Origin of the sequence: Streptomyces sp. 1114.5, assembly GCF_003635085.1 — a bacterium.
In the GTDB taxonomy this organism is placed as follows: domain Bacteria; phylum Actinomycetota; class Actinomycetes; order Streptomycetales; family Streptomycetaceae; genus Kitasatospora.
In genome coordinates, this window is record NZ_RBXE01000003.1 from 207,596 (window position 1) to 234,562 (window position 26,967).

Below are 26,967 nucleotides of genomic sequence, written 5' to 3' on the forward strand. Positions count from 1 at the left end.
CGTTGAGGTCGACGGCCCAGGTCACCGGCTGGGCGTGGACGCGGTCGGCTGGACCAACCGGGTGGGACGAGCCTCCGGACGGCGGCTCTCACCGCCCGGGCGGACCGGTGAGGTCGAACCTGCGGCGCCGGCGGACGGCCGGCGCACCGCTGCCCTCCCTCAGTCCCGGCTCCCGGGCGACGGCCCGCTCGTACCACCGCCCGTACCGGTCGGAGAGCGTCACGGCGGTCACCCCGTGCAGAAGGACGCTCAGGCCGACGGTGACCGCGACCACCCGTCCGATCAGCTCCACCCCCGGAACGTGCTGCTCGACGACCAGCAGCCCGAGCACGATCGAGGCGAGCCCGCGCGGCCCGAACCACCCGATGTAGGCCACGGTGGGCAGCCTCAGCCCGCTCCCGGCGAGAGAGAGGGCGACCGGGACCATCCGGACCACGGTGAGACTGAGCACGGCGTAGAGGACGATGCGCCAGTCGAGCTGCTCCAGCGTGGGACCGAGGATCACGGCGCCGAAGACCAGGAGGCTGAGCAGGGCCAGCAGGCTTCCCAGGTACTCGGCGAGGTCGGCGCTCCGGTCGTCCTCCGGTACCGGTGCCGCGGCGACACTGCGTTCGGCGGCCGCGAAGGCGAACCCCGCCACCCAGGCCGCGATGAAGCCGCTCCCCTGGGTGGCTACCGCAAGACCGTAGGACGCCGCGGCGACCGCCAGGACGTGGAGACTCCGCCACTCCCCCGTGATCCAGCCCCGTCCGCTCGACCATCGCAGGAGTCTGCCGCCGCCCCCTCCGACCGCCAGACCGAGGGCGGTGCTGAGCAGCAGGGCCCGCCAGAACGTCCCGGCCTCGCCCTCCTCGGCGTACGACGTGCCGGGGATGGCCGCCAGGAACAGGACGAAGAACGGCAGCACCATGCCGTCGTTCAGGCCGCTCTCCACGTTCAGCCCTTGACGGACCAGGGCCGGCACCCGTGGGTTGGCGATGGCGCTGGTGCCGAGCGCCGCGTCGGTCGGCGCCAGGACGGCGCCCACCAGCGCGAGCTCCCAGACGGTGAGCCCGGGCAATAGGGGCCAGGCCAGCAGCCAGCCCAGCGCGATGCTGAGTACCAGGCCGAACCCGAGCAGCCGACCCGGCAGGGCGGCGCCGGTGCGGAGTTCTCGGGGACGCACGGCCATGGCGTCGGTGAAGAGCACCAGCGTCAGTGCGGCTTCCAGGAGCGTGAGGAGCGGCCCGCCCACGGTGTCCAGGCTGATCAGGTCGAGGCAGAGGGGGCCGAGCAGGACGCCGGCCGCGGTGAACACGATGGCGCCGGACACCGGGGTGCTCGCCAGGCGTCGCGAGGCGAGCGCGTACGCGCCGGTGACGCCGGCCACCGCCACCCCCGCCCAGGTGGCGTCACTCACCGGGGCCCGGCCTACCCGGCACGGGAGGCTCCCCCGTGGTGGCGGCCCGTCCGGAGGCGGCGAGCAGCGCGAGGACGGCCAGCACGGCGAGGAGCACCAGGACGAGCAGCAGGACCGTCAGCACGGTCGGGTGGTTCCAGAGGGCGAACACCGGGACCACGACCAGCAGCGCCGCGAGGGCGAGCCAGCGGCGGTGGGCCTGGGTCCAGGTTCCGGCCCGCCCCGTGCGCACGCCGTGGGCGGCGCCCCAGCGGGCCGCGGAGTCCGCGGCGGCGTCCGCCCCGCCGCGGACGGCACGGGGGGAACCGTCCCGCCCCGGACAGGTACGCGCCGAGCGCCACCACCACGCCGAGGACGATCGCGGCGTGATCAGCACCGCCGAGACGGTGCTCATGGCGATCCGCCCGGCCCCGGCGCGGCGCCTGGCCCCGGACGGCGAGCCGCCGTTGCCCGCCCCGCCCGTCCCCCGCGCGCGTGGAGGCCCCGGCGGCTCGTTCATCGGGTCTCCCAGCGCTCCACGCGGCCGTGGCGCCGCTGAGCACCATTGCCCCGTAGAGCCCGGCGACCGGCACCCCGGGGTGGTCCGTCCGGACGAGGCTCCGGCCTGTTTCGCCGAACGGCAGGCCGTCCGAGGTGCCGTACGCCGTCCCGTCTCCCAGGCTTGGACGGAATCCGGAGCGCTTGAACTGATGAGTCGTGGCGGACCTGTGTGGGGGACGGGGACACGGGAGCTCGGGTTCAGAGGGGCTCCGGGGAGACGGCGGCCCTCGGGATCCCGTGCGGCGACGCTTGACCCGCCAGGAGATCGGCGACGCGGAGCATGGCGAGGATCCGGTGGAACCGCGGCCGGACACCGGTGAGACGGAACTCCGTCCCGTGGGCTCGGCAGACCCGGCGGGCCTGGAGGAGCGCTCGCACACCGGCGGCGTCGCAGAAACCGAGGGCCGCGACATCGAGATCCAGGTGCTGCGGGTGGTCCCGCACGGACCGGCCGACGGCGGTCAGCAGAAGCGGTGCCGTCGCGATGTCGAGCTCGCCTTCCAGTGACAGCGATGCGGTGTCCTGGGACACCATGGTCCTGGTGCGGAACAGGTCTTCGTCTTTCATGGCGGCCGCCCGGGAACTCGGCTGGCGGAAGGACCTCGGAACGGAAGCCCTACGTCCACCGTAGGAGCGGGTTCCGCAGCCGGTCCTGGGCCGCACGGACCGCGTCGATGGTCCGTACGGCCCCGCCCTGCGGCCCCGACCCCGCACGGGAGTGCTCTCGTGACGCACGGTCCTCTCGTCGACCGGCCCCCGAAGTGTGGGCCGGACGGCCCATGCCGCCGTGGCCGTGCTCTGTGAATGTCGGAAGGGAGGGAAAGTCCCACCGCATCGACCGAGGGAGATGAGACGGATGTCCGGCATCCACCTCCAGGTGTCACGACCCGCCGTCGGGCCCGGACCCCACGAGCTCGGACGTGTCGACTGGCTCGTGCTGGGTTCCGCGGCGCTCGTCGCCGGCGCGGCCGTACACGCGCTGTCGGGGGTCGTGGCGATCACCAAGGACCTGGTGCACGCCGCGCCCGCACCCGATGCGGAGCTCCCCGCGCCCGCCGCCAAGCTCACCGTGGACGAGCGGGACGGGTGGATCCTCATCACCGCCCTGTTCGTCGTGACCGGCGCGGTGGCACACTCCGTCGCACGCATCGTGGAGAGCGCCAGGACGCTCGTGCACCCGGCGCACCTGCTGGTGCGGCCATGACCACCCAGAGCGCCCGACCAGCACGCGGCGACACCGGCCGGGTCCGGCCGATGGCCGGCGAGTCCGTGGCGGCGGGGCGGCAGGCCCGCAAGCGCGTACCGCGCTCGGCCCACGGGAACTGGGCCCCCGCGCCGGACCGGCCCGACCCCGTCGACGTCCTGGAGCGGCAGGCCGCCTCCCGCGTCCCGGAGCTGGTCCCGATCCGGTACGGCCGCATGGCCGCGTCCCGGTTCGCCTTCCTGCGCGGGGCGCCCGCGGTCATGGCCGCCGACCTCGCCGCCGTCCCGAGCACCGGGCTGACCGTCCAGCTCTGCGGGGACGCGCACCTGTGCAACTTCGGTCTCTTCGCCTCGCCCGAGCGCGCCCTGCTGTTCGACCTCAACGACTTCGACGAGACCCTCCCGGGCCCGTTCGAATGGGACGTCAAACGCCTGGCCGCCAGTGTCGCCGTGGCGGCGCGCCAGAACGACGAGCCGGAGGCGTCCGCGTGGGCCGCCGCGCTGGCGTCCGCGCGGGCCTACCGGGTCGCCGTACGACGGCTCGCCGGCCTCGGCGAACTCGACGTCTGGTACGAGCGGGTCGACACCGCCGACCTCCTGCCACAGGTGCGGGAGCCGAAGTACCGAAAGCGCGTCGAGGGCGCCCTGGCGAAGGCGCGCGGGCGGACCAGCCTCCAGGCCCTGGGCAAACTCACCGAGCCGGGCGCCGACGGCGAGCGCCGCATCGTCCACGACCCACCGCTGCTCGAACCGGTGGCCCCGCAGGACGTGCCCCGCCTCCAGCAGATCCTCAAGGACTACCGCGCCACCCTCCCCGAGGAACGCGCGGCGCTGCTGGACCGCTTCGAACTGGTCGACGCCGCCCGCAAGGTCGTCGGCGTGGGCAGCGTGGGCACCCGCTGCTACATCGGCCTCTTCCTGGGGCGCCTCACCGGTGAGCCGCTCTTCCTCCAGGTGAAGGAGGCGGAGCGGTCGGTGCTGGAGCCCTACCTCCCGCCCAGCAGCCACCGGCACCAGGGGCAGCGGGTCGTGGTCGGACAGCGAAGGCTGCAGGCAGCGAGCGACATCTTCCTGGGCTGGGCCACCGGCCCGGCGGGCCGTGACTTCTACTGGCGCCAGCTGCGGGACATGAAGGGCTCCGCCGTCATCGACGGCATGCCCCGATCCCTCCTGGAGCAGTACGCCGACCTGTGCGGCCGCGCACTCGCACGCGGCCACACACGCTCCGGGGACCGCGTCGCCATCGCCGCCTACCTGGGTGCCGGTGACGCCTTCGAACGAGCCGTGGCCGACTTCGCGCTCGCGTACGCCGAACAGACGGTCGCCGACCACACCGCGCTCACCGCGGCGATCTCCGACGGCCGGATCACCGCCAGGGCGGACGTGTGAACGGGCCCCACTCCCACGAACCGGCCGCCCGGCCCCCCGGCCCCCCGCAGGCGTGGCAGGTCGGTGGAAGACGCTCTACGTCCTCGGCTCGGCGCAGTTCCTCATGGGGCTGGACGCCTCGGTGATGAACGTGTCGATCAGCCGGCTGGTCAGCGGCTTCCACACCGCTGCTGCAATGCCGAGGCGGCGGCGATGCCGCCCATGAGGAAGAACACCGAGGCCGCGCCGGTGACGGCGTTGCTCGTGGCGCTCGACGAGGCGAACAGGCTGCCGACGTCGGCGGACGCCTGCCGGTCGAGCCCCAGGTGCCGGACCAGCGCGGTCACCGTCGAGCGGCCGGCCACAGGGCCTCGACCCACGACCCGGCGTACCGTTGCGCGCCCCACTCCGCAATCCGTTTCACCTGCCGCACGACCCGGCGATCGTCAAACCCCATGCGTCGCCGCTCCTCCGGCCGGACCCGCGGGAGCCGTCCGGCCCCCACCGCGCGGACCGAGTCGCAGGGTCAGGACGTAGGCGACCACGACCGAGACGATCACCAGCGGCATGACCGTGAGACCGGCTCCGCCCAGCAACAGGGTCGCGAGGAGCACGGAGGTCATCGGGAGCCGCAACAGGGCGACGGACATACCGCCGATGCCCATGGCGAACGCGGCTGTGAGGGGCAGGCCGGGCAGGTGGGAGAGCGCCATCCCCCCGGCCGCCCCCACGAACATCGCCGGGAAGATCGGGCCGCCCCGGAAGGCGCCGAGCGAGGCGCAGTATGCCAGCGCCTTGCACGCGACGAGGAGGACCAGAGCGCCGACCGAGTAGCCGGCGTGACCGGTCAGCAGCGGATCCATCGCGTTCTGTCCGGAGTAGAGCACCTCGGTCGCACCCTTGCCGGTGGCCTCGGAGTACGCGATGGCGAGCCCGGCGACGGCCAGGCCCAGGACGACGGTCGCGGGCATCCGGTGCCGCTCGACCCGTGCGCGCAGCAGCAGGGCGAGCCAGCGGATGCCCGCGCCGAGAAGCGCCGCCGCGATCCCGATGACCAGGGCCCAGCCGAACTCGGCGACCTCCGGACGGTCCGCGTGCGGCACGTCCGTCAGGGCCAGGGAGTACGTGCCGAGGCCGGTCCAGCTGCCGAGGCCGAGGAAGACGAGGGAACCGATGCCGGCCGCGAGCAGGCCGGGCACCAGGACCGCCCCCAGCAGGGGGCCCGCGAGCCCGGACGCCTCCATGAGCAGGAAGGCGCCCAGCAAGGGCGAACCCAGCAGGGCGCTCACGGCCGCGAAGCTCCCGACCGCCCCGACGACGGCGACGGCCTGCGGGGCGACGTTCCGCCCCGGCCGCTGGACGGCGAGCACCGCCAGCCCGCTGCCGAGCGCGATCAGCGGCGCCTCCGGCCCGAGGACCGCGCCCAGGGCGAGGGTCGCCAGCGCTGCGAGGAAGACACCCGGGAGTTCGCCCGCACGCGGGGGCCCTGCGGCCGCGAACCCCTCCGTCGGTTCGTGACCGCCGTTGCCCGGGAGGTACCGGACGGTCGCGCCGACCAGCAATCCGGCGACGCCGAGCAGCGGCAACGGCCACCACGCCGGCGTCCCGTGGAAGCCGAGACCCTTCGGCAGGTCCGTGTAGGTCATCGACTGGAGCTCGGAGACGAGGGCGAGGAAGCCGTAGGCCGCGGCGGAGACCAGTACTCCGAGGACGGCCGCCAGCGCCAGGAGCTTCAGGTAGCCGGAGGTGCGGACGAGGCCCGCCGGGTCCGGCTGCGCGGCCCCTCGCTCCGGGGACCGACCGTCGGCCGACAAGCGCATCGCCTCCTGGACACACGTCTGCGCGGGGAAACGTAGCGGCGAACGCCGCTCGCCTGACGTCCTATCACGAAGGGCCCGGGAGCAGTGGGGTCCGCCGGGCGCAGCCGATCGGTGGTGCGGGGACCCTCATCCGGTCGGACCACGCCCGTCCTACGCCGCCGCGTCGCGCGGCCGCCGAACCGGCCTCGGCGCCGCACCCGATCAGGGATTCGGCGTCCGGGAGTTCGGGCCGTACCAACCCGGCGTCGGCGCAGACGTCCGCGGCCAGGATGCCGATGGCGCCCGCGTTGGACCCCACGGCGACCGCGCCGCGCGGTGCGGGCAGCGGCTGGGCGTGCAACAGGGCTGCAGCTTCGACGAGTTCCTCGATGCTGAGGGTGGCCGTGATGCCCGCCTGCCGGAACAGCGCTTCCCGGGTGACGGTCGGGGTGGCGGCGGCACCCGGGGCGTCATGCCGCTGGCCGATGGCCGCTGCCCTGTCCATGCAATCCGAACGGGCCTGTGCAATATGGTCAGTTGACCGCCCGATGACGTTCCACCACATGACCATCGGCCAGGCTCGCCGGAAGGCTTCGGACCCTGTTTCACCGAGGTCACCGGTTCAGCGGTGTTCGGGGTTCTCGAAGTCGAAGCGGCAGCCGGCGTCCCACTCGGAGCGCTGGTTGCCGTGGGCCGGGATACCGCCGGCGTCCTTGAGCATGCGGGCGAGGTGGAGCTGGTTCCAGGTCATGAAGGTGGCGTTCCGGTTGGTGAAGTCGTTCTCCGGGCCGCCCGAACCAGGGTCGAGGTAGGACGGCCCGGGGCCTGCCTCGCCCACCCAGCCGGCATCGGCCTGCGGCGGGATCGTGTAGCCCAGGTGCTGGAGGCTGTACAGGACGTTCATCGCGCAGTGCTTCGCGCCGTCCTCGTTCCCGGTGATCAGGCAGCCGCCGACGCGGCCGTAGTAGGCGTACTGGCCGGCCGAGTTGAGGATCGACGAGCAGGCGTAGAGCCGTTCGATGACCTTCTTCATGACGGAGGAGTTGTCGCCCAGCCACACGGGTCCAGCCAGCGTGAGGATGTCGGCGGCCATCACCTTCGAGTAGATCACGGGCCACTCGTCGGTCTCCCAGCCGTGCTCCGTCATGTCCGGCCAGACGCCCGTCGCGATGTCGATGTCCACCGCGCGCAGGACTTCGACCTCGACGCCCTGGCGTTCCAGGATGCCGGTGCTGACGTCGATCAGGCCTTGGGTGTGGCTGCGCTCCGGGGAGCGCTTCAGCGTGCAGTTGATCACCAGGGCTCGCAGGTCGGCGTACGACGTCGGATCCGGCACGGATTCCTCCTCCGGGAACTGTGGGAGAGCGGTCAGACTGCGGGGATCCCCGCACAGCTGACCAGTCCCGCCTGGTGAGCGCTCGCCGGACTGCACCGATTGCCTGACGGCGCACCGGTCGGTCGACCGACCGGATCCGCGTACTCGCGTTCGATCGTCGGGCCTCGGGTCTCAGTCCTCGCCGGCGGCGAAGGGGCCCTCGTCGACGAAGCGGCGCAGGAGGCGGGCGAAGGTCTCGGCGTCGGACCGGGGCCAGGTGGCGAGTGAGTCCTCGATGGCGGCGGCGAGTTGTCGGCGGGTGGCCGCGATGACGGCGTGGCCGGCGTCGGTGAGGGTGAGCAGGGTGGCGCGGCCGTCGGCCGGGTCGGGGCGGCGCTGGAGCAGGCCGGCCTGTTCGAGGCGGTCGGCGCGGCGGGTGACGGTGGTGCGGTCCAGTCCGATCTCGCGGCCGAGGTCGGCCGCGCTGGCCGGGCCGGTGCGGGCCAGACCGCTGATGACCGGGTAGGTGAGGTCGTCGACCGCCTCCTCCAGTCCCTCGGTGAGGCGGCCGTAGAGGCGGGCGCGGGTGCTGCGCCGCAGGAGCAGCCCGAGGGCATCGGCGATGTCACGTCCTGTCGAGTTCTTCACCCCTCCAGATTAGCGTGCGCGGAACACGCTTTTCCTGTACGGTCAGAAGCGTGCTTAAGGCACGCATCTCCGATCGATCCAGCGCGGGCGCTCCCGCACGACCGAAGGAATTCCGATGACCTGCACCGACGTCCGCACCGCCCTCACCGACCTGCTCCTCACCCCGGGCCTCAGCCTGGACGAGGCCGCCGACCGGCACTTCGCCCCCGACTACCGCCAGCGCACCGACGGCAGCTGGGCCGACCGCGCCGAATTCCTCGCCCACATCGCCCACCTGCGCACGGTCGTCGCCGGCGGCTCCGTCGAGGTCCACGACGAACTCTCCGTGGGCAACCGCTACGCCGACCGTCACACCATGACCGTCGTCAAGACCGACGGCTCCACCGTCCGCATGGAGGTCTACCTCTTCGCCGAGTTCGCCCCCGACGGCCGCTTCCGCCGCCTGGAGGAGACCACCCTCCTGCTCGAAGGCACCGACGGCGACCGGGACCTCGGCAGCGCCCGCTGACCGCGCACCGGCAGGGGCGGCCCCATGAGGACGCTCGTTGAGAACCCTCATGAGGACCGCCCCTGCCCGGGCGCCCGACCGCCACCGCAGGCCGGCCCCGGCGGAGGCCCGCGTCAGCTCGTGGTGACGGTCTTGCCCCGGATGAAGCCCTGGTAGCCGTAGTGCTCCGGGTCAACGCCGACGGCTCCACGACGCAGCAGGGCCCGGATGGCCGTCGTGATCTCCTCGGGGGCCTCTTCGGCCATGAAGTGGCCCGCTCGGGTCAGCCGGTGGTCCAGGTCCGGTGCCCACGCCCGCCACACCGCGGCGGCGTCGTAGCCCAGTCGGGCGCCCCAGTCCTGCTGGACGACCGTCACGGGCATGGCCAGCTGCGAGCCGGCGGCCAGGTCCGCCTGGTCGTGCAGGACGTCGATCCCGGCCGAGGCCCGGTAGTCCGCGACGATCGACGGCACCGCCGCGGCGCTCGCCCGCAGGTAGGTGGCGCGCACGTCCTGCGGGATGGCGGTCGCGTCGCCGGCCCAGGTGTCGAGGAAGGAGCCGAAGAACGCGTCCGCGCTGTTGGCGATCATCGTCTCCGGCAGGCCCGGCGGCTGCGCCATCAGGTAGAGGTGGTAGCCGACCGCCGCCGAGGTGCCGTGCAGGACGTTCCACATGTCGAGCGTGGGCACGATGTCGAGGATGCCCAGGTGCGTGACGGTCTCGGGGTGGTCCAGGCCCGCGCGGAAGGCGACCAGGGCGCCCCGGTCGTGGCCGACGAGGGCGAAGCGCTCGTGGCCGAGCGCCGCCGCCAGGCGCACGACGTCGGCGGCCATGGTGCGCTTGGCGTACACCTCGGGGTCGGTGGCCGCCGGCTTGTCGCTGGCGCCGTAGCCCCGCAGGTCGGGGCAGATCACCGTGTGCTCCGCGGCGAGCCGCTGGGCGACGTGCCGCCACATCAGGTGGGTCTGGGGGAAGCCGTGCAGCAGCACGACCGGGCTGCCGCTGCCGCCGACGGCGGCGGCCAGCCGCACACCGTCCGTGCCGGGCAGGCGGACGTGGTCGAAGCCGGGGATGGTGGGCGCGGGGGCGGGGGTGGGGGTCGTGGGCGGCATGAGGGGATGTCCTTTCGGGTCGGGACTGACGGACGGACTGACCTGGTCAGCCTGGACGACGGCGATCAGCAACCGATCAGTGCGGTTGGGCGCGGCCGACCACCGGCGCGGAGGATGGGGGCATGCGAATCGACGTGCTCGGTGCCGTACGGGCCCTCCGTGACGACGGCAGCCCGGTCGACCTGGGCGGCCCCCGGCATCGCGAGGTGCTGGCACGGCTCGTCGCCGCCGAAGGCCGGATGGTGACCACCGACACCCTCGTCGACGACCTGTGGACCGATCCGCCGGCGCGCGCCGTGGGGGCCTTGCGGACCTTCGTCGCTGCACTGCGCCGCGCCCTGGAACCGGACCGGCCGCCCCGCACTCCGCCGCGCGTCATCGTCACCGAAGGTCCTGGGTACGTGCTGCGGCTGCCGCGGGAGGACGTGGACGTCCACCGGTTCCAGGACACCCTGGCCCGTGCCCGGCGCGACGCCGGCGCGGTGCCGGCCTCCATGCCGGGCGCAGTGCCGGGCGCAGTGCCGGGCGCCGGCGCGGTGGCCGAGCTCGACGCGGCGCTCGCGGACTGGCGCGGGCCCGCCTACGCGGATGTGACCGGCTCCGCGTGGGCGCAGCGCGAGCGGACCCGGCTGGAGGAACTGCGGCTGGAGGGGGTGGAACTGCGCGCCCGCATCCTGCTGGACGCCGGGGACGGGGCCGAGCTCGCGGCCGAGCTGGGTGCCCATGTCGCGGAGCATCCGTGGCGTGAGCCGGCCTGGGGGCTGCTGGCCCGGGCGCTGTACCGCGCGGGGCGGCAGGCGGACGCGCTGGCCGTGCTCCGCCGGGCCCGTGCGATGCTCGTCGATCAGCTCGGGCTCGATCCCGGTGCCGAACTCCGGCGTCTGGAGGCGGACATCCTCGACGGGGCCGCGTTCCTGGGTGGTTCTGCGGGCGCCGACGGGGTCGCGGGCGTCGGCGGGACCGCGACCTGCGACGGGACCGCGACCGCCGACGGCGCACGCGCCGGGTGGAGCGGCCGCGGCCCCGGTGTCCGGTTCGGGCCGCGCACCATCGTGGATCTGGCCCGTACCCTCGCTCTGGCGGGTGGCGACGCCCTCGTCCACTCGCGGCGCGAGCGCCTGCGCGCGATCCGGGCGGCGGAACGCACGGGCGACACCCACCTGACCGCCCGGATCATCGGCGCCTACGACGTACCCGCCCTGTGGAGCAGGGCCGACGACCCCGAACAGTCCCGCGCCGTCGTCGCTGCCGCCGAGCGTACGCTCACCGCTCTCGGCCCCGACGGCCCCGCCGACCTGTCCACCCGCCTGCTGGCCACGATCGCCGTCGAGAGCCGCAGCGCCGACCTGTCCGCCGGCGGCCAGTCCGATGGCGGCCGGTCCGGCCGGTCCAGGGCCGACCTGGAGCGCGCACAACAGGCGGCGCGGCAGGCCGAGGCGCTGGCCCGGGGCCTGGCCGACCCCGCCCTGCTGGCCTTCGCCCTCAACGGGGTGTTCCTGCAGTCCTTCACCCGTCCCGGGCTCGCGGCGGAACGGGACGCGATCGGCGCCGAACTCCTCGACCTGGCCACCCCGCACCAGCTCCCGAACTTCGCCGTCCTGGGCCGACTCGTCCGCCTCCAGTCCGCCTCGGCCCTCGGCGACCTCGACGCCGCGGCCGCGCACGCCGAGGCCGCCGAACGGATCGCCGCCACCACCGAGGCGCCGCTCGTCCCCGTCCTCACCGGGTGGTTCCGGGCCCGGGCCGCAGCCGACCGCAGCACCGAACCCGGCGGACCGACCGCCGCCACGGCCGCGGCGCAGTACCGCGCCGCCGAGAACGCCCTGCGGACGGCCGGAATGCCGGGGCTGCACCGCGGCCTGTTCCCGCTCGCCGTCCTGGGGCTGCGCCTGCTGCACGACCGGCCGGCGCCCACCGATCCGCAGCTCGACTGGGGCCCGTACCGGCCCTGGGCGTTCCCGCTCGTGCTGCTCGCCCAGGACCGGGTCGCCGAGGCCCGTACGGCCCTCGCCGCGACGCCCGACCCCCCGCTCGACCACCTGCAGGAGGCCCTGTGGTGCCTGACCGCCCGCGCCGCCGTACGCCTCGGCGAGCGCGCGGTCGCCGCCCGCGCCGCGGCGGCCCTGCGCCCGGCCGGTGCCGAACACGCGGGCGCGGCCAGCGGACTGCTGACCCTGGGCCCGGTCGCGCGCTACCTGGCCGAGGCCCAGGCGTGCGCGGCGGCGGGCGCGGCGGGGTAGGCGGGCGCAACAGGCCCAGCGGAGGGTGGCGCAGTCGTGATGGCCGCGGCCGTCGTCACCGGGGCGGCCCTGCGTGAGCTGTTCATCCGTTCCTCGGCGGCACCGACATCCTGGGCCGGCTGCCGAACTCCAGGCAGGTGGCAGTGCCGCTCTCCACGAGCCTCCGGTGAGCGTCAGGTGGCCGACCCGGCCCGGCTCGTCACCTCGTGAGGATGCCGGCCAGGCGGGCTGCCTCGGTTCGGACGCGGCGGGGTATGGACGGTATGGACGGTATGGCTGGTACGGCAGGTACGACCAGGGCGTCGAGGGCGGGCAGGGTGGTGCGGATGCCTTCGGCTGCCGCGCACTCGGCGGCGAGGACGAGGACGTCCGCCAGTCCGCGCCGGCCCGGGTCGGCGGCGAGGTCGGTGATCAGGGCCGCGAGCACCGCCCACACCGTCCGGCCCGCGCCGCTGCGGGCGGCGTCCGCCAGGACGGGCAGGACCCGGTTCGGCTTGGCGACGGACAGGCACCACAGGGCTGCGAGCCATGCGCCCAGAGCCTCCGGCCGCAGCCGGCCCCTGGCGGCCGCAGCCAGCAGGGCGTCCAGCGCGGCTGTGCGGTTCTCCGCGCGGGCGGCGGTCAGGCCGTACGCGAGCAGCAGGTGGCTCACCGGCCCGAACTCGCCCGGGGCTTCGGCGAGTCGGGGCAGCAGGGGGTTGTTCTCGTGGTGGCTGGCCGTGTCCGCCTGGCGCACCGCGCGGGGGAGGCCGTGGGCGGCGATGGTCTCCGGGTGCCAGGGCGCCAGCCAGGGCAGCTGGGCGAGGTCGGCGGCCGACAGCGACGGCGTGCCCGTGAACCGGTCGATCTCGGTGGGGTCGGGCAGCGTGTGGAGCAGCCCGGTGATTCCTCCGGATGCGGACACGGGGGTGTCGACGAGCGGTGCGATGCGCGGGAGTACGGGCGGGGCCCAGCCGTAGCCGCCGACCCGCTCCGGCAGGTCCGGCGTCTGGGTGTGGAAGCGGCGCGGTGCCGGGGGCGCGGTGTCGGGGGGCAGGTCGCAGCCGAGTCCGGCGGCAGCGGCACGGAGGCCCGGCAGCGCGTGCGGGGGGACGCGGAGCAGCGCCTGGGCCAGGTCCATGGGCCAGGGGCGGGCTCCGGACGCGCGGTGGGCCGCGAGCCGCTCCGTGAGCACGGCCGGGTCGATCGTGCCGTCCCCGGCGGTGGGGGTGGCGAGCAGGAGCGGCACCGGTGCGGCGGCGACCCGGCCCGCCGCCTCGTGGATGCGCAGTACGGGGATCACGGCGGGAGTGCGCAGGTGCGCCGGCCAGTCGAGCAGTTCGGCCGCGTGCCGGTCGGACTCCTGCGGTCGGCCGGTGAGGGCGTCGAGGAGGCAGCCGAGCGCTCCCCCGAGGCTGCGGGCCTCCCAGAACGACGCCGGGCCTTCGCCGCGCCGTGCGGTGAGCGGGGCGAGCGCCGTCCGCAGGGCGGACGCGTCGCGGCGGTGCTCCGCGACCAGGGCGGCGAGCACCACCTCGAACTCCCCGGGATCGGGCACGCGGTCGGCCAGCAGGGCGCCCAGCCGCTCGGCGAGATCGACCGGCCCGGCGGGTGCGGCCGGCATCGCGGCAGAGCCCGTAGGTGATGCCTCGACCTGCGGGGGCTCCTGCCACTCGCCGGATGGGGTCGGGATGGCCAGCAGGCGGTGGGCGTCGGCCTGCAGGGCGGGGCTGAGGGCGCTCGCGGCAGCGCGCACGGCCTCGGCCGCGGCGGCGGCCGTGTGGGGCAGGTGGCGGGCGGTGAGGCCCAGGGCACGTTCCTGGACCGTGGGCGCCGGATGGGCGAAGGCCACGGCGACAGCGGGCAGCAGCCGGTCGGCCTGCGCCGGGTCGCGGCGCAACGCGGCCCCGGCCCAGCCGAGTTGGGCGGTGGCGAGGGCCTTCTCGGGGCGGGCCAGGACGGCGGCCGTGAGTTCGGCGAACAGCTCGGCGGGCAGCCGGGTGTCCACGGCTCGCAGCGCCGCCTGGGCGGTCTTGGCGGCGGTCGGGGCGCCGTCGGCGGCCAGCCGGACGTGGTCGCGGGCCCGGGCCAGGACCTCCTCGGCGTCGGGGGCCAGTTCCGCGTACAGCTGGAGGAATCCGCGCAGGTTGCCGGGCCGGTCGCCGCGCAGCAGCCGGCCGAGGCACAGGTCGATCAGTTCGGCGCGGTCGAGCAGGCCCTCGCCCGCCAGGGCGGTGAGGACCTTGGGCCACTCGTTGTCCGGCCCGGAACGGGCGGCGTGCGGGTCGGCGAACTCGCTTCCGACGTCCGGGACTTCGAAGAGCCGGCGGACGAACTCGGCGAGCCGGGGCTGAACCCGCAGCCAGGACCGCAGCGTGCCGTGGTGCGGCACCGGCCCGCGCAGGCCCTCGGCGGCGAACCACTCGCCGATCTCCCGGTGGTGGTGCCGCATCATGCCGCCCTCGCGCACCCAGCCGATCACGTAGCCGTCGGTGGTGGGGAGTTCGGCACCGGACCAGACCGCGAGGCCGTGCGCGATCAGCCACCGGGCGCCGTCGCCCCGCGCGGGCAGCCACTCGGCGAGGCGGACCGCCAGCTCCCGGTGGAAGGCCGCGTCACGGTGCGGCCCGAGCAGGGCCCGCAGCAGGGCGTGGTGGTCGGGATTGGTGGAACCGCCGCCGGGCCGCGGCCAGGTGAGGTCGAGCAGCCGCCGGGCCGTCAGCCACTCCAGGGCCTCCGCCGGAGTCGCCGCGGCGAACACCCCGGCGAACTGCAGCGCGGCGAGCTGGTCGTACGCGGCGCCGTACCGGCCCATGTCACCCGAGGAGAGCTCCCTCCCGAGCTCACTCCGGAGCTTGCGCAGCGGCCCCCGCAGGTGCCGAAGCTCGGCGGCGGGCACCGGCGAAAGCCGCTCGATCACCCCCTGCGGAACCCGGGCGGCGATGAGCGCGCGCACCTCTTCCCAACTGATCGTCTCGATCGTACGGTCGGTCACAACGCCCCCCATCCGGTCCGGCTGATGATCGCGAACGTAGCGCACGGCACTGACATTCACGTCGACAGCCCAGTCGACAACCCAGTCGACAACCCAGTCGACGGCCGGACGGACGGACGGGCGGGGGCGTAGGAGATGCCGACGATCAGGCCGTCCGTGGTGAGGAGCTCGGTCACGGTCTGGCTCCGTGTCACCCGGTCGGGTCAGACTCGGCGACGGGTCGACCGGGCTGCGGATCGCATAGGGTCGGCCAATGGCGAAGTACTTCGACGTGCACCCGCAGACCCCTCAGGCCCGCACCATCGGCACCGTGGCCGACAGCCTCCGCTCGGGGGCCCTCATCGCGTATCCGACCGACTCCTGTTTCGCCCTGGGCTGCCGCATGGGCAACCAGGACGGCCTCGAACGGATCCGGACGATCCGGCGGCTCGACGACCGGCACCACTTCACCCTGATGTGCCAGGACTTCGCGCAGCTGGGGCAGTTCGTCCACATCGACAATGCGGTCTTCCGGGCCGTCAAGGCGGCGACGCCGGGCAGCTACACCTTCATCCTGCCCGCCACCAAGGAGGTCCCGCGCCGGCTGATGCACCCGAAGAAGAAGACGGTGGGCGTCCGGATCCCCGACCACGTCGTCACCCAGGCCCTGCTCGCCGAGCTCGGCGAACCCCTCGTCTCCAGCACCCTGGTCCTGCCCGGCGAGGACGAGCCGATGACCCAGGGGTGGGAGATCAAGGAGCGGCTGGACCACGTGCTGGACGCCGTGGTGGACTCCGGCGACTGCGGGACCGAGCCGACGACGGTCGTCGACTTCTCCGGCGGCACGGCGGAGATCGTCCGACGCGGGGCCGGCGACCCCGCGCGCTTCGAGTGACGGCACCGCCCGGGCGCGGTACCCGGGTGCGGTTCCCGGGCGCTGCGCCCCGCACGAAGGGCGCCGGCCGGCAGTGGCACGGATCACAGCAGCGTTCGCTCCGGCGGCGAAATGCGGGGGCCGTCGAGGTGGTTGGCAGGGGCAACCGTATTCGTTCCGGCGCACGCCACCGGTATCCGCGAGGGATCCCCATGACCATCACCGAGCCCACCGACCACGCCGCATCCCGGGCGGCCGGGATCCTGTCCCGGCCCGTCACGATCAACGGGCTGACCGTGCCCAACCGGATCGTGATGGCGCCGATGACGCGCCAGTTCTCCCCCGGCGGCGTGCCCGGCGAGGACGTGCGCTCGTACTACGCCCGCCGCGCCGCCGCGGGCGTCGGCCTGATCGTCACCGAGGGCACGTACGTCGGGCACGAGTCGGCCGGGCAGAGCGACAGCATCCCGCGCTTCCACGGCGAGGAGCAGCTGGCCGGGTGGGCCCGCGTCGCCGAGGACGTCCACGCGGCGGGTGGCACCATCGTGCCGCAGCTGTGGCACATCGGCATGGTGCGCAAGCAGGGCGACCCGCCGTACGCCGACGCCCCCGCCATCGGCCCGTCCGGGATCCGGCTGGACGGCACCGAGGGGACGGGGCGGGCGATGACCCGCACCGACCTGGACGCCGTCATCGGCGCGTTCGCCGAGGCCGCCGCGGCCGCCGAGCGGATCGGCTTCGACGGCGTCGAGCTGCACGGCGCCCACGGCTACCTGCTCGACCAGTTCCTGTGGGCGGGCACCAACCGCCGCACCGACGCCTACGGCGGCGACCCGGTCGCCCGGACGAAGTTCACGGCCGAGCTCGTCGCCGCGGTGCGCGAGGCCGTCTCGCCCGAGTTCCCGGTGATCTTCCGCTACTCGCAGTGGAAGTCGGAGAACTACGACGCCCGGCTCGCCGAGACCCCCGAGGAGCTGGAGGCGATCCTCACCCCGCTCGCCGAGGCCGGCGTCGACGCCTTCCACGCCTCGACCCGCCGCTACTGGGTGCCCGAGTTCGACGGCTCGGACCTCAACCTGGCCGGCTGGACCAGGAAGCTCACCGGCCGCCCCACCATCACCGTCGGCTCGGTCGGCCTCGACGGCGACTTCATCCGCGCCTTCGCCGGCGAGGGCGCACCGGTCCAGGGCATCGACGACCTGCTCGACCGGCTGGAGCGCGACGAGTTCGACCTGGTCGCCGTCGGCCGCGCCCTGCTCCAGGACCCGCAGTGGGCCGCCAAGGTGCTCGCCGGCCGTTTCGCCGACCTGAGCCCGTACGACGCCGCCGCGCTGCGCACGCTGAGCTGACCGGCGCGTCCCGGTGCCCGGGCGGGTCACCCGTCCCGCCCGGGCACCCGGGGGTCAGTGGCGCGGCACCGCGACCGCCGTCACCTGTTGCTGCTGCAGGTGGCCCGGGTTGGTGCCGTCGTCGTAGGTGGTCACCGAGGTGGTGTACGCGGTGCCGCCGCCGATCGTGTTGCCGAAGTAGTCCCCGATGAAGGTGTCGGAGCCCTCGACCGGCGCATCGAGCTGCGGGTCGAAGGAGTGCGCGCTGAGCCGGATGTTGTGGCCGAGCGGGTCGAGCGTCGGGCCGTAGAACTGGGCGCTGGTGTTCACGCAGTAGTCGGCGGCACCGTAGGGCGCGCCGGGGTGCTTGGGGTTGGCGGTGTCCAGGGCGAGCCCGGCGGCCCGGGCCTCGGCGGTGCCGGCGGCGGGGCAGGCCAGGCGCCGGTCGTAGAAGGCGACGCTGACGGTGCCGTCCTCGCCGGTGGTCAGGTTGGGCTGGAACTCGTCGACGGGCGCCGTGTTGTCGTTGACCCGGACGGGCGCGCTCCAGGTGGCGCCGCCGTCGTAGGAGGCGGTCAGCAGGACGTTGACGACGCCGGTGGCGTAGTCCTCGTACGCGACGTACAGCGGGTAGTGGCCGTTCACCGGCCGGCTGCCGAGGGTGAAGGTGTCCTCGATGCCGTCGCGGAAGGTGGTGTTGGCGTACTCGCCCGGGGGCGGGGTGATGGTGCCCGGCAGCGTCGAGACGGTGGACCAGGTCCGGCCGCCGTCGTGCGAGGCGTCCAGGAAGATCGCGTCGCAGCAGAACCGGTGCGCCGGGTCGGAGTTGGTGAGCGTGGTGTACACCGTGCCGTCCGGCGCGACGTGGGGCAGCAGGTAGGTGGCGCCCTGCGGGGTGCCGGGCGGTTCGGGGAGCACCTGCGGGGTCGACCAGTCGGTGTGGGTGCCGTCCGGGCGGGCGTCGGCGTACGCGAGGTAGGGCACGGCGGTCCTGCTGTGGAAGTCCACCCACATCGCGTAGATGCGGTTCGGGTGCGGGCTGCCGGGGTTGGTGTCGATCGCGATCCACTGCTTGTCGGGACCGTTGCCGACGCTGTCGTAGCTCGCCACGTAGTCCGGGTGCCCGGCGTGGGTGCTGACCCACTGGGTGGCGGTGGTGGCGCCGTGCGGGCGGACCGCGACCGAGATGACCTGGGACGGGACGGCGGGGTTCGGCTCCTGCGCGGCGCCGGGGGCGAAGTCGTGGCTGCCGTCGGGGTCGTAGGAGAACTGGTAGGGCAGCAGCAGCGAGTAGTAGTTGCCCCAGCTGTCGAAGGCGCCGACCGGGTCGGTGTTGTCGGTCCACCCCTCGTAGCCGGGGATGTGGCCCTGCACCGGCCAGCTGTGCCCGCCGTCGAAGGACTCGAAGAAGCCGAGCAGGTGGTTGTAACCCTCGGCGCTCGCAACCCACTTGGAGGAGCCGATCAGGTGGGCGGGGTTGGTCGGGTCGATCCGCAGGTCCGACTCCGAGTGTCCCTTGACCAGCATCGGCGTCGCCGCCGGGTAGCCCGGGTTGCTGCCGGCCTGGCTCGGGTACGGTCCGGCTGTACCGGGGTCCTCACCGGTGGTGGGGCCCGACGCCGGGCAAGGCGTCATGCCGCTGTAGCCCTCGGCCGGGCCGCTGTCGACGCCGTACGGCACCTCCGGGCGGTAGCAGCTGAGGACGCCCGAGGTGGCCTGCACGTTGCTGACGGCGTTCGCGGCACGGCTCGCGGCGTAGGCGTCGTCGCTCTGGGTGCCCTGCGGCAGCGCCGGACCGGCGGCGGCCGAGGAGGAGGAAGGGGAGAAGAGGGAGAGGCCGAGCAGGGCCGGGCCGACCAGCTGGGCGATTCTTCGAAGGCGCACGGCGGATCCTCCTGGAGGGTGTGCGACAGCCTCGGGGGCGGTGTCGGCCCCGGGTCGCGGCGCGGTGACGGGCCATCAGGTGATCGAAGCCCGATGACCGTAGTGAGGGCGGGGCCACGTCAACAAGTGCACGGGAGGGAAGTTGACGTGCCGTTTGCTCGCGCGCGGGGAGTGCTTTCCCTGCGGCCGCCCGTTGTCGGCCCCTCGCCGCCCGGCCGGGACGCCGCTCGACCTGCCGGGGCGGCCGACCGGACGATCGGGCGGTACGGACCAACGGGAGGCGTCGGCGTTGGAGCGCCGGGGTCCGGGGGGCGCCGGTGGCCGGTGCGGACGGGGCTGGCAGGCTGGGGTGGTCGGGGCGCTGCCGGGCGCCCCTCGGCGAGGGGGGGTCCTGGTGACGGTGCCGGACGCATCGGTGGCGCGGGGCGTGCCACCCCTGGATCCGCAGGTGGGGGCCGCCGTGGCGGCCGCCGGGGAGCGGGCGCGGGCGGTGCTCACCCCGGAAGGCCTGACGGCGTGGCAGGAGCGGGATGCCGCCGCGCGGCCACGCCCGACGCTGGAACGGCTGCGTGACGGCGGCCGGTTCGAGGTGACGGAGCTGCACGTGCCGCGGGCGGACGGCGTGGCCGACGGAGCGAGCGTGGTCGGCGACGGCGATGCCGGGGGCTCGGCCGACAGCGGCGAGGTCACGCTCGTCAGTGCCCGGCCCGCCGGGGTCCGCGAGCCCCTGCCCCTGCTGTACTACCTGCACGGCGGCGGGATGGTGACGGGCAACGCGTGGTCCGTCCTGCCCCGGCTGCTGCGCACCTGGGCGCTGCCGCTGGGGCTGGCGGTCGTCTCCGTCGAGTACCGGCTGGCGCCGCGCACCCGGTTCCCCGGGGCCGTCGAGGACTGCTACGCCGGGCTCTCCTGGGTCTTCGAGCACGCGGACGCGCTGGGCGTGGACGCGCGGCGCGTGGTCGTCGGCGGCAAGAGCGCCGGCGGCGGGCTCGCCGCGGCCCTGGCCCTGCTGGTCCGCGACCGCGGCGGCCCTGCGCCGGCCGGCCAGCTGCTGCTGAGCCCGATGCTCGACGACCGCGGGGACACCTTCTCCAGCCACCAGCTGGCGGGCCACGACACCTGGGACCGCACCTCCAACGCCACCGCCTGGCAGGCCCTGCTCGGCGACCGCTACGGCGCCGCCGACCTGTCGCCGTACGCCGCCCCGGCCCGCGCCACCGACCTGTCCGGGCTGCCCGCGGCGTACGTCGAGGTGGGCTCCGCCGAAACGTTTCGGGACGAGGCCGTCGCCTACGCCGACGCGATCTGGCGGGCGGGCGGCGACGCCGAGCTGCACGTGTGGCCCGGCGCCTGCCACGGCTTCGACACCCTCGCCCCGGACGCGGCCCTCAGCCAGGACGCCCAGGAGGCGCGCACCCGCTGGCTGCGGCGCGTCCTCCACCGGTGACCTCGTCAAGGCTTCAGGCCGGGTGGTCAGCCGGGTGGTCGGGAGTCTGCGGGAGCAGGGCCTCGATCTCCTCCAGGATCGGCCGGTAGGCCGCCTCGGCCCTGCGCATGAAGGCCTCGCACTCCGCGAACAGCCGCCGGGAGCGGGCCCTGCGCCAGGGCAGCAGGCCGTAGCGGCGCAGCCGCACCGAGCGGAGGTCCACCATGAAGCCGGGCTTGCAGCGCACGCCGTGGGCGTAGCGCACCTCCTCCTCGGCGTGGCGCAGCAGGCCCTGGTAGGCCTCGTGGGCCGTCCGCCAGCGGGCGGCGTCCTGCTCGGTGGCGGGCACCTCGACGCCGCCCGCCTGGACGACCTCGTACAGGGTGAAGGCGAGTCCATCGGGCACCCGGGCCCAGGACATGGCTCTCCACGGCCACGGAATCAGGGTGTAGCTGCGTTGCCGTACGCGTATCACGCGGTCCCCCCGGGGTCGGTGCGTGCTGGGCTCGGCGCCCGGCGCCAGCGTAGAGGCAGCCGCCCGCACACGGCGAGCGGCGGGGGCGGCGGGGCGGGACGGTGACGCGAACTCCGGTCGGCACAGCAGACCTTGGTGTCCCATCAGGTATCGTCGCACGTCACCCGAATCCACTCACACGTTCGACCCGTCCGTTCGATCCCCCTGCGACGAACCGAGGAACCGAGGAACCGAGGAGCCATGGAGACGCAACCGACCGTGAACCAGCCCCGCCACGTCCTGATCACCGGTGCCGCCGGCCGCATGGGCAGCTGCCTGCGGGAGCTGCTGCCCGCCCACGGCTACCGGCTGCGCAGCTTCGACCGCCTCCCGGTGCCCGGCGAGCCCGAGGCCGTCGTCGCCGACCTGCGGGACACCGAGGCGCTGGCCGCGGCGATGGACGGCGTCGACGCCGTGGTCCACCTGGCCGGGATCCCGGGGGAGGCGCCGTTCGCCGACATCCTGGCCGCCAACATCGACGGCACCTACCGGCTCTACGAGGCCGCGCGGGCAGCAGGTGTCCGGCGGGTCGTCTACGCCAGCAGCAACCACGCGACCGGCTTCACCGAGCGGCCCGCCGACGGCAGCAGCGTGCCGGTGGACGCGCCGGCGCGGCCCGACACCTACTACGGGGTCTCCAAGTGCTTCGGCGAGAGCCTCGCCTCGCTGTACGCCGACCGGCACGGCATCGAGACGGTCTCGCTGCGCATCGGCTCCTTCACCCCCGAACCCCGCAGCGTCCGGATGCTCTCCACCTGGCTCAGCCCGGCCGACTGGGCCCGGCTGGCGCACGCCGCGCTCACCGGCCCGGTGGCCGGCGGCCACACCGTGGTCTACGGCATCTCCGCCAACACCCGGGCCTGGTGGGACCTCTCGTCGGCGCGGGCGCTCGGCTACCGGCCGCAGGACGATGCCGAGGCCTACGCCCCCGAGCTGATCGCCAAGTTCGGCGAACTGCCCGCCGACGACCCGGAGTTCCGCTACCTCGGCGGCAGCTTCACCCAGTCCGGGCGCTGACCGGGCGCTGACCGCCGACCGGCATGGACTGCGGGTGCTCCGTGTCCGACCCGCACGATACGGTTCGTCATCTCACAACCGGAGGTGGAACATGGCTCGTTGGGGAATCGGAACCGGGCAGGCCGGGCTGCGCCGACGCCGGGCCGAGCGGCAGCTCCTGGCGGCCGAACAGGGCTGGGACTTCCACGAGGAGAGCCCGGAGCTCGCCGCGCGCTGGCACGAAGCCGTGCCCGTCGGCGCAGGTGGCCGCGACGCCGCGTCCCACGCCCGCTTCGCGGCCACCGGCATGCTCGACGGCCACCGGGTCACCGTCTTCGACCTGGTCGGCGGCGGGCCCGACGGCGACATACGCACCGTTCACCTGGTCGAACTCCCCTGCCCGCTGCCCCTGGTGGCGGTCGCCCGCCACACGCTGGCCCTCGACACCCTGCTGCCGCTGCTGCGCCGCCGCGTCCTGGAGACCCCCGGCCGCCACCTGTACGAGAGCGGCGACCCCGAGTACGACGCCGTCCACCTGGTCGAGACCACCGACCCCGGCCTGGCCGCCCGCCTGCTCACCCCCGCCGTCCGGGAGTACGCCGACGACCGCCGCTGGCTGGAATGGCGGGTGGACGACCGCTGGCTCTGTTACGCCGGGAACCCGGGGCCTGCGGCGGCGGGCGAGAACCCGCCGGCCGTCCTGCGTTCCCTGGCCCGGCTGGTGGACCTCGCCGACCCGGCACTCTGGGGCGACCAGTCCCTCACGCGGAAGCCTGTCGCACCCGCTGCCGCGCCGCCCCGACCCGCCGGCACCAGCACCGGCCCGAGCACGGCCCGCGGCGGCCCCGGCCACGCCGGCTTCCACCCCTGGAGCACCCGCCTGCCCGAACGCCCCGGCTCCGCCCCCGCCGTCCGCGCCGGAACCCTCTACCAGGCCGCCGGCCCGCACTGCTACGCCCTGGACGCGCTCACCGGCCGACTCCGCTGGCGCCACCAGGCCCAGGACCGGCTGACCACCACCCCCGCCGTCGCGGGCGACACCGTCTACCTCACCGGCGAGGACGGCCTGCTGCGCGCGCTCGACGCCACCGACGGCGCCGAGCGCTGGAGCACCCGCGTCGGCACCTGCGCCGCGCCCACCGTCGCCGACGGCGTGGTCTACACCGTGACCACATCGGAGTTCCGGCTGCAGCACGTCCGCTCCAGCACCCTGACCGCGACCGACGCGCGCACCGGCCGGACGCGCTGGCAGCAGCACCTCCCCGACGGCTCCTGCTCCGCGGCGACCGTGGCCGGTGGCCTGGTCCATGTGACGGGCGTCAAAGGGCAGTTGGGCGCCTACCGGACGGAGGACGGCGAGCGGGTCTGGTACGACGACAATGCCGAACGCTACCTCGCCCTGTGCGCGCCGAGCGTCGCCGACGGCACCGTCTACCTCGGCACCGGCGGCGGCCTGGCCCACGCCTTCGACGCGGCCACCGGCAGGCAGCGCTGGGGCGCCGAGGCCGGCGGCACCGCGATCGACCACAGCCCGGCCGTGACCCACGACCTCATCCTCGTCGCCGACTTCGGCACCGGCGTCCACGCCCTCGACCGCACCACCGGCATGCGCCGCTGGCACCTGCCCGGCCCCCACGGGGCTTCCGCCGTCACCGTCAGCGGCTCCGACGCCTGGGTGGTCACCGGGCCCCGCCGCCGCGTGCTGCTGCGGCTCGACCCCACCACCGGCACGGTGCACTGGCGCCGCACCCTCGACGCCCCCGGCAGCCGCCCCGTCCACGCGGACGGCGTGGTGTACGCGACCACCGCCAAGGGCACGGTCCTGGCCCTCGACGCCCTCACCGGCCGCCGCCCCGCCCTACGGCAGCGCGGGCAGCGCATCCCCTGATGGCCCCGGGCGCTCCTGCACGGTCACTGTCGGCGCGCGACATCGCCTTCGGTGGCAGGGGCGAGCTGCAGGTGGATCGCGAGGACGCCGAGCGCTTCCTTCTCCGGCGGGTAGATCTCGCTGCAGGCGGCGAGGAGTTCGGCCCGGTCCATGCCCTCGCTGCCGATCGCCTCGTTGTCCTCGGCGTCGAGCATCGCCTCGAAGGTCGGGTACTCGGCGACCTTCACGACCTGGGTGCGGCAGCGGGCCCCGCCGGACTCGAAGACCAGGGCCTGGCCGGGGTGGATCCGGCGCATGCTCGGGTAGCCGACGCGGACTTCGATCGTCTTGGTGCCGTCGGCGATCAGGTCGAGGTAGGGGCGGCGGATCTGGATGACGCGGTCCTGCTCGGGCATGGGGATCTCTTCCTACGCCGGGATGGACAGGGTGGTCAGACGCTCGCGCAGTTCACCAGCAGCGCCGTGGCCGGGTGGAAGGTGAGGGCGTAGTCGGCGAGCGACAGTGGGCCCAGGCCGAAGCAGTGGGCCATCCGGACGGGCCACGTGTCTACCGCCCCAGGCGGTCGGCCAGGGACTCGATGGTGCGCCGGCGCAGGGTGTAGGCCGAGACGGCCGAGCCGTCGGCGAAGTGGAGGCGGAAGCGGGCCATCGCCTGGAACCTCGGGCGGCGTTCGATCCGGGTGACCAGGTGGCGCGGGACGTGCCACAGCACCTCGCCCGCCCGCCGGATGTCGGCCGCCGAGACGAACGCGACCCGCCGGTCGGTGACCATGAGCAGTTTGTGGATCGCCGTGCCGGCGCCGGTGGGGAAGCCGTGCGCCAGGCTGCCCGTCTCGCCCGAGACCGCGCCGATGCGCCCCAGCTTGTTGCCGATCTTGGCGCCCGCGCCGTCCCCCAGGCCCTTGGCCCCCGCCACCGGAATGACGGTCGCCACGTCCTGCAACTGCTCGCCCGGCACCAGGAGCGGTTCCACGGCCTGGCGGTAACGGTTCACCAGCTTGTCTGTCACCCGGTCAGCGTAGCGAAGCCGTCAGCCGAGCTCCGCAGGGCCCGGGACGAGGGGCCCGACGACGTGCTGGGTCGGGTTGGTGACGTCGTCGTTGTCGTCGTCGTCCGAGTTCACCGAGGTGGTGACCGAGCTCGTCACCCAGGACACCACGCCGAGCAGGATGAAGAGGACGAGCAGTCCGCGCCCGGCGCCGCCCAGCACCAGCGGTCGGGTGGCCGACACCGGGCCGCCCGGCTCGCTGCCCGGCTCCTCGCCGAACAGGCGCTTGGGGTAGGCGGAGGAGAGCATCGTCAGGTACGCGGCGTAGCGCATCCGGTAGCGCAGGATCGCGGTCGTCGCCTCGTACAGCGGCTGCGGCATCCGGCCGAGGACCAGCACCACGAGCCAGCTGACGAAGCCGACCGTCCACCACCCCGCGTACACCAGGCCCTGCACGATCGAGGCCGGGATGACGAGGACGATGCGGAACAGGACGGCGAGCCGGTTCAGCTCCCCCGGCCGCAGCTCGACCTGCACCGGGTGGTCGGGGGCGTGGAAGCGGAACGGCGGGTAGCGGTCCACGGTGAGCATCAGGTACCCGGTGACGCGGGTTTCGTACGGGACGAACGCGGTCAGGTAGTCCGCGGCGAAGCCGGGCAGCCGGCCGAGCACCAGCGCGCCGAACCAGCCGATGACCGTGACGAAGAACGCCACCACCGACAGCACCCACACCACCACGAACTGGGGGATCAGCAACAGCGCGCGCAGCAGCACCGTCCAGCGGTTCTGCGGGCCGGGCGCCGGCATGTCCAGCACCGGGAGCCATTCACGGCTGACGGGAGCGGGGGGTGCCTGCCACATCCGGGCCTCCACGGTCTCGGGACGACGGGCCCGGGCCGCCGTGTGCGCCACCGGGTGCCCTCCGAAGATCGCAGCCACCCGCCCGGCCCGCGCGCCGCGCTGCGCCGGACGGGTCGGGCCCGTCGTTCCGGATCAGTGGGAGGGGCCGGACCAGAGGACGTTCTTGCGCTGCAGCCCGTTGCCGTAGCTGAACTCGACGGAGAACCGGTCGGCCGCGCCGGCCGGCAGGGCGTAGGCGGACAGGCCGGTGGCCTCCTGGCCGGGGGCGAGCGAGCCGGCGAGGACCTTCATCCGGCCGCTGCCGTCGATCAGCGAGAAGACGGGGGCGCCGTTGGCGTCCTTGACGATGGGCGAGCCGGATCCGTAGAGCGAGACCTGCTCGGAGCCGGTGTTCACGACGGTGATCTTCACCTGGACGATCGTGGCGTTCTCGGGGAGGTCGTAGACGGTCCCGCGCGGGACGTACGGCTCCGGCTCGGCCATCGTGACCTTCAGCCCGTCACCGTACGTGTAGGACTGGCCGAACGGCAGGCGCCGGGCCCGCTCGTCCGCGGCCGCCTTCTCCTGCTCGGCCTCGGCCTTCTTCCGCTGGGCGTCGGCCAGCTCCTTCTCCTTCACCGCCCGCTGCCGGGCGGCCTCGATCGCGGCGTCGGCACGGGCCCGGGCGGCGTCCGCCTCCGCCCGCCGCTCGTCGTGCACCGCCTGGATTCGGGCCACCACGAACACCCCGGCGCCGACCGAGACCAGCAGCCCGGAGATGCCCAGGACCACGCCCGCGATCGCCATGCCCCGGTTCGTCGCCACGCCCCTGCGCGCATGACCGACGCCGATGACCCCGAAGACCAGGGCAAGCAGGGCCGGTATCCAGGACACCCAGAACAGGAACACCGCCAGGCTCAGGACCACCCCGACGATCCCCAGCACCATGGCCGCGGTCCCCAGCCCGTTGCGGGGCACCGGCGCCGCCACCGGGTACGGCGGCCAGTACGGTGCGCCGTGGGCGGGGGCGGCGGCGGGAGCGGCCGAGGGAGCCGGTGCGGCGGCAAGGGCCGGGGCGGCACCGGCCGGCGCCGCCCACGGGTCGCTGCCGGACGGCTCCTCAGCGGGCCGCGGACTCTCGGGCGGGACGGAATCGGTCATGGGAA

At 74.5% G+C, this 26,967-nt stretch carries 24 protein-coding genes and 1 pseudogene; 9 read left to right on the plus strand and 16 right to left on the minus strand.

Going from position 1 to position 26,967, the window contains the following annotated elements:
• Window positions 1-88: 88 nt before the first annotated feature.
• The 3 genes from BX285_RS32295 to BX285_RS39640 form a co-directional block, all read right to left on the minus strand.
• The gene (locus BX285_RS32295; protein WP_121179220.1) at window positions 89-1,399 is read right to left on the minus strand and encodes a cation:proton antiporter; all 1,311 of its coding nucleotides are present in this window, start codon (window positions 1,397-1,399) and stop codon (window positions 89-91) included.
• Window positions 1,392-1,793 (minus strand): hypothetical protein, encoded by a 402-nt coding sequence (locus tag BX285_RS32300; RefSeq protein ID WP_259470928.1) that lies wholly within the window; start codon window positions 1,791-1,793, stop codon window positions 1,392-1,394. The genes BX285_RS32295 and BX285_RS32300 overlap by 8 nt, the downstream gene beginning before the upstream one ends.
• A 344-nt stretch (window positions 1,794-2,137) precedes the next feature.
• Window positions 2,138-2,806 (minus strand): STAS domain-containing protein, encoded by a 669-nt coding sequence (locus BX285_RS39640; protein ID WP_398901657.1) that lies wholly within the window; start codon window positions 2,804-2,806, stop codon window positions 2,138-2,140.
• Between BX285_RS39640 and BX285_RS37615 the strand changes: the two genes are divergently transcribed.
• Together BX285_RS37615 and BX285_RS32310 are read left to right on the plus strand one after the other, a co-directional pair.
• Window positions 2,796-3,143 (plus strand): hypothetical protein, encoded by a 348-nt coding sequence (locus tag BX285_RS37615; RefSeq protein WP_179853119.1) that lies wholly within the window; start codon window positions 2,796-2,798, stop codon window positions 3,141-3,143. The two genes, BX285_RS39640 and BX285_RS37615, sit on opposite strands and share 11 nt — an antisense overlap.
• 50 nt (window positions 3,144-3,193) lie before the next feature.
• Window positions 3,194-4,531 (plus strand): DUF2252 domain-containing protein, encoded by a 1,338-nt coding sequence (locus tag BX285_RS32310; RefSeq protein ID WP_121179548.1) that lies wholly within the window; start codon window positions 3,194-3,196, stop codon window positions 4,529-4,531.
• A 149-nt stretch (window positions 4,532-4,680) separates the two neighbouring features.
• Here the strand turns inward: BX285_RS32310 and BX285_RS37620 are convergent, their stop codons facing one another.
• The 5 genes from BX285_RS37620 to BX285_RS32330 all read right to left on the minus strand — a co-directional run bounded on the left by BX285_RS37620 (window position 4,681) and on the right by BX285_RS32330 (window position 8,272).
• On the minus strand, window positions 4,681-4,890 hold the full coding sequence (locus BX285_RS37620) for a hypothetical protein (protein ID WP_183107305.1): 210 nt from the start codon (window positions 4,888-4,890) through the stop codon (window positions 4,681-4,683).
• Between the two features lie 66 nt (window positions 4,891-4,956).
• Complete coding sequence (locus tag BX285_RS32315) at window positions 4,957-6,330, minus strand: chloride channel protein (RefSeq protein WP_121179222.1); 1,374 nt, start codon at window positions 6,328-6,330, stop codon at window positions 4,957-4,959.
• 64 nt (window positions 6,331-6,394) lie between these two features.
• Window positions 6,395-6,814, minus strand: coding sequence for a hypothetical protein (locus BX285_RS39645; protein WP_398901659.1), 420 nt, complete (start codon window positions 6,812-6,814; stop codon window positions 6,395-6,397).
• Between the two features lie 117 nt (window positions 6,815-6,931).
• Window positions 6,932-7,645 (minus strand): flavodoxin family protein, encoded by a 714-nt coding sequence (locus tag BX285_RS32325; protein ID WP_097240712.1) that lies wholly within the window; start codon window positions 7,643-7,645, stop codon window positions 6,932-6,934.
• 171 nt (window positions 7,646-7,816) lie between these two features.
• The gene (locus tag BX285_RS32330; RefSeq protein WP_121179223.1) at window positions 7,817-8,272 is read right to left on the minus strand and encodes a MarR family winged helix-turn-helix transcriptional regulator; all 456 of its coding nucleotides are present in this window, start codon (window positions 8,270-8,272) and stop codon (window positions 7,817-7,819) included.
• Between the two features lie 115 nt (window positions 8,273-8,387).
• On the opposite strand from BX285_RS32330, the gene BX285_RS32335 reads away from it, so the two are divergent.
• Window positions 8,388-8,780: a nuclear transport factor 2 family protein gene (locus tag BX285_RS32335; protein WP_097240710.1), complete on the plus strand. Its 393-nt coding sequence runs from the start codon at window positions 8,388-8,390 to the stop codon at window positions 8,778-8,780.
• Between the two features lie 188 nt (window positions 8,781-8,968).
• On the opposite strand, the pseudogene BX285_RS32340 reads toward BX285_RS32335, so the two are convergent.
• Window positions 8,969-9,871: pseudogene (locus BX285_RS32340) on the minus strand (alpha/beta fold hydrolase); the annotation flags it as partial.
• A gap of 122 nt (window positions 9,872-9,993) precedes the next feature.
• On the opposite strand from BX285_RS32340, the gene BX285_RS32345 reads away from it, so the two are divergent.
• On the plus strand, window positions 9,994-12,111 hold the full coding sequence (locus BX285_RS32345) for a BTAD domain-containing putative transcriptional regulator (protein WP_121179225.1): 2,118 nt from the start codon (window positions 9,994-9,996) through the stop codon (window positions 12,109-12,111).
• 199 nt (window positions 12,112-12,310) lie between these two features.
• Here the strand turns inward: BX285_RS32345 and BX285_RS32350 are convergent, their stop codons facing one another.
• Window positions 12,311-15,085, minus strand: a complete 2,775-nt coding sequence (locus BX285_RS32350; RefSeq protein WP_121179226.1) for a DUF6493 family protein — start codon at window positions 15,083-15,085, stop codon at window positions 12,311-12,313.
• 253 nt (window positions 15,086-15,338) lie between these two features.
• Here BX285_RS32350 and BX285_RS32355 point away from each other — a divergent pair, with 253 nt between their 5' ends.
• Entirely contained in the window at window positions 15,339-15,959 is a 621-nt protein-coding gene (locus BX285_RS32355) for an L-threonylcarbamoyladenylate synthase (RefSeq protein ID WP_097240705.1), read from the plus strand.
• 191 nt (window positions 15,960-16,150) lie between these two features.
• Window positions 16,151-17,287, plus strand: a complete 1,137-nt coding sequence (locus BX285_RS32360) for an NADH:flavin oxidoreductase (RefSeq protein ID WP_097240704.1) — start codon at window positions 16,151-16,153, stop codon at window positions 17,285-17,287.
• A gap of 54 nt (window positions 17,288-17,341) precedes the next feature.
• Here the strand turns inward: BX285_RS32360 and BX285_RS32365 are convergent, their stop codons facing one another.
• Window positions 17,342-19,150, minus strand: a complete 1,809-nt coding sequence (locus tag BX285_RS32365) for a sialidase family protein (protein ID WP_121179227.1) — start codon at window positions 19,148-19,150, stop codon at window positions 17,342-17,344.
• Between the two features lie 400 nt (window positions 19,151-19,550).
• Between BX285_RS32365 and BX285_RS32370 the strand changes: the two genes are divergently transcribed.
• Window positions 19,551-20,597, plus strand: coding sequence for an alpha/beta hydrolase (locus tag BX285_RS32370; RefSeq protein ID WP_259470977.1), 1,047 nt, complete (start codon window positions 19,551-19,553; stop codon window positions 20,595-20,597).
• A gap of 13 nt (window positions 20,598-20,610) precedes the next feature.
• On the opposite strand, the gene BX285_RS32375 is transcribed toward BX285_RS32370, so the two are convergent.
• Window positions 20,611-20,997: a hypothetical protein gene (locus BX285_RS32375; protein ID WP_097240701.1), complete on the minus strand. Its 387-nt coding sequence runs from the start codon at window positions 20,995-20,997 to the stop codon at window positions 20,611-20,613.
• 312 nt (window positions 20,998-21,309) lie between these two features.
• Here BX285_RS32375 and BX285_RS32380 point away from each other — a divergent pair, with 312 nt between their 5' ends.
• Window positions 21,310-22,107 (plus strand): NAD(P)-dependent oxidoreductase, encoded by a 798-nt coding sequence (locus BX285_RS32380; RefSeq protein WP_097240883.1) that lies wholly within the window; start codon window positions 21,310-21,312, stop codon window positions 22,105-22,107.
• Between the two features lie 91 nt (window positions 22,108-22,198).
• Window positions 22,199-23,974 carry a PQQ-binding-like beta-propeller repeat protein gene (locus BX285_RS32385; RefSeq protein WP_121179228.1) on the plus strand — a complete coding sequence of 592 codons (1,776 nt, stop codon included), beginning with the start codon at window positions 22,199-22,201 and terminating at the stop codon, window positions 23,972-23,974.
• Window positions 23,975-23,997: 23 nt separating this feature from the next.
• On the opposite strand, the gene BX285_RS32390 is transcribed toward BX285_RS32385, so the two are convergent.
• The 4 genes from BX285_RS32390 to BX285_RS38835 form a co-directional block, all read right to left on the minus strand.
• Window positions 23,998-24,369, minus strand: coding sequence for an ASCH domain-containing protein (locus tag BX285_RS32390; RefSeq protein WP_121179229.1), 372 nt, complete (start codon window positions 24,367-24,369; stop codon window positions 23,998-24,000).
• Between the two features lie 151 nt (window positions 24,370-24,520).
• Entirely contained in the window at window positions 24,521-24,982 is a 462-nt protein-coding gene (locus BX285_RS32395; RefSeq protein ID WP_097240698.1) for a hypothetical protein, read from the minus strand.
• Between the two features lie 21 nt (window positions 24,983-25,003).
• The gene (locus tag BX285_RS32400) at window positions 25,004-25,822 is read right to left on the minus strand and encodes a DUF4389 domain-containing protein (protein WP_097240697.1); all 819 of its coding nucleotides are present in this window, start codon (window positions 25,820-25,822) and stop codon (window positions 25,004-25,006) included.
• A gap of 132 nt (window positions 25,823-25,954) precedes the next feature.
• Window positions 25,955-26,962 (minus strand): DUF4190 domain-containing protein, encoded by a 1,008-nt coding sequence (locus BX285_RS38835; protein WP_097240696.1) that lies wholly within the window; start codon window positions 26,960-26,962, stop codon window positions 25,955-25,957.
• Window positions 26,963-26,967 lie beyond the last annotated feature (5 nt).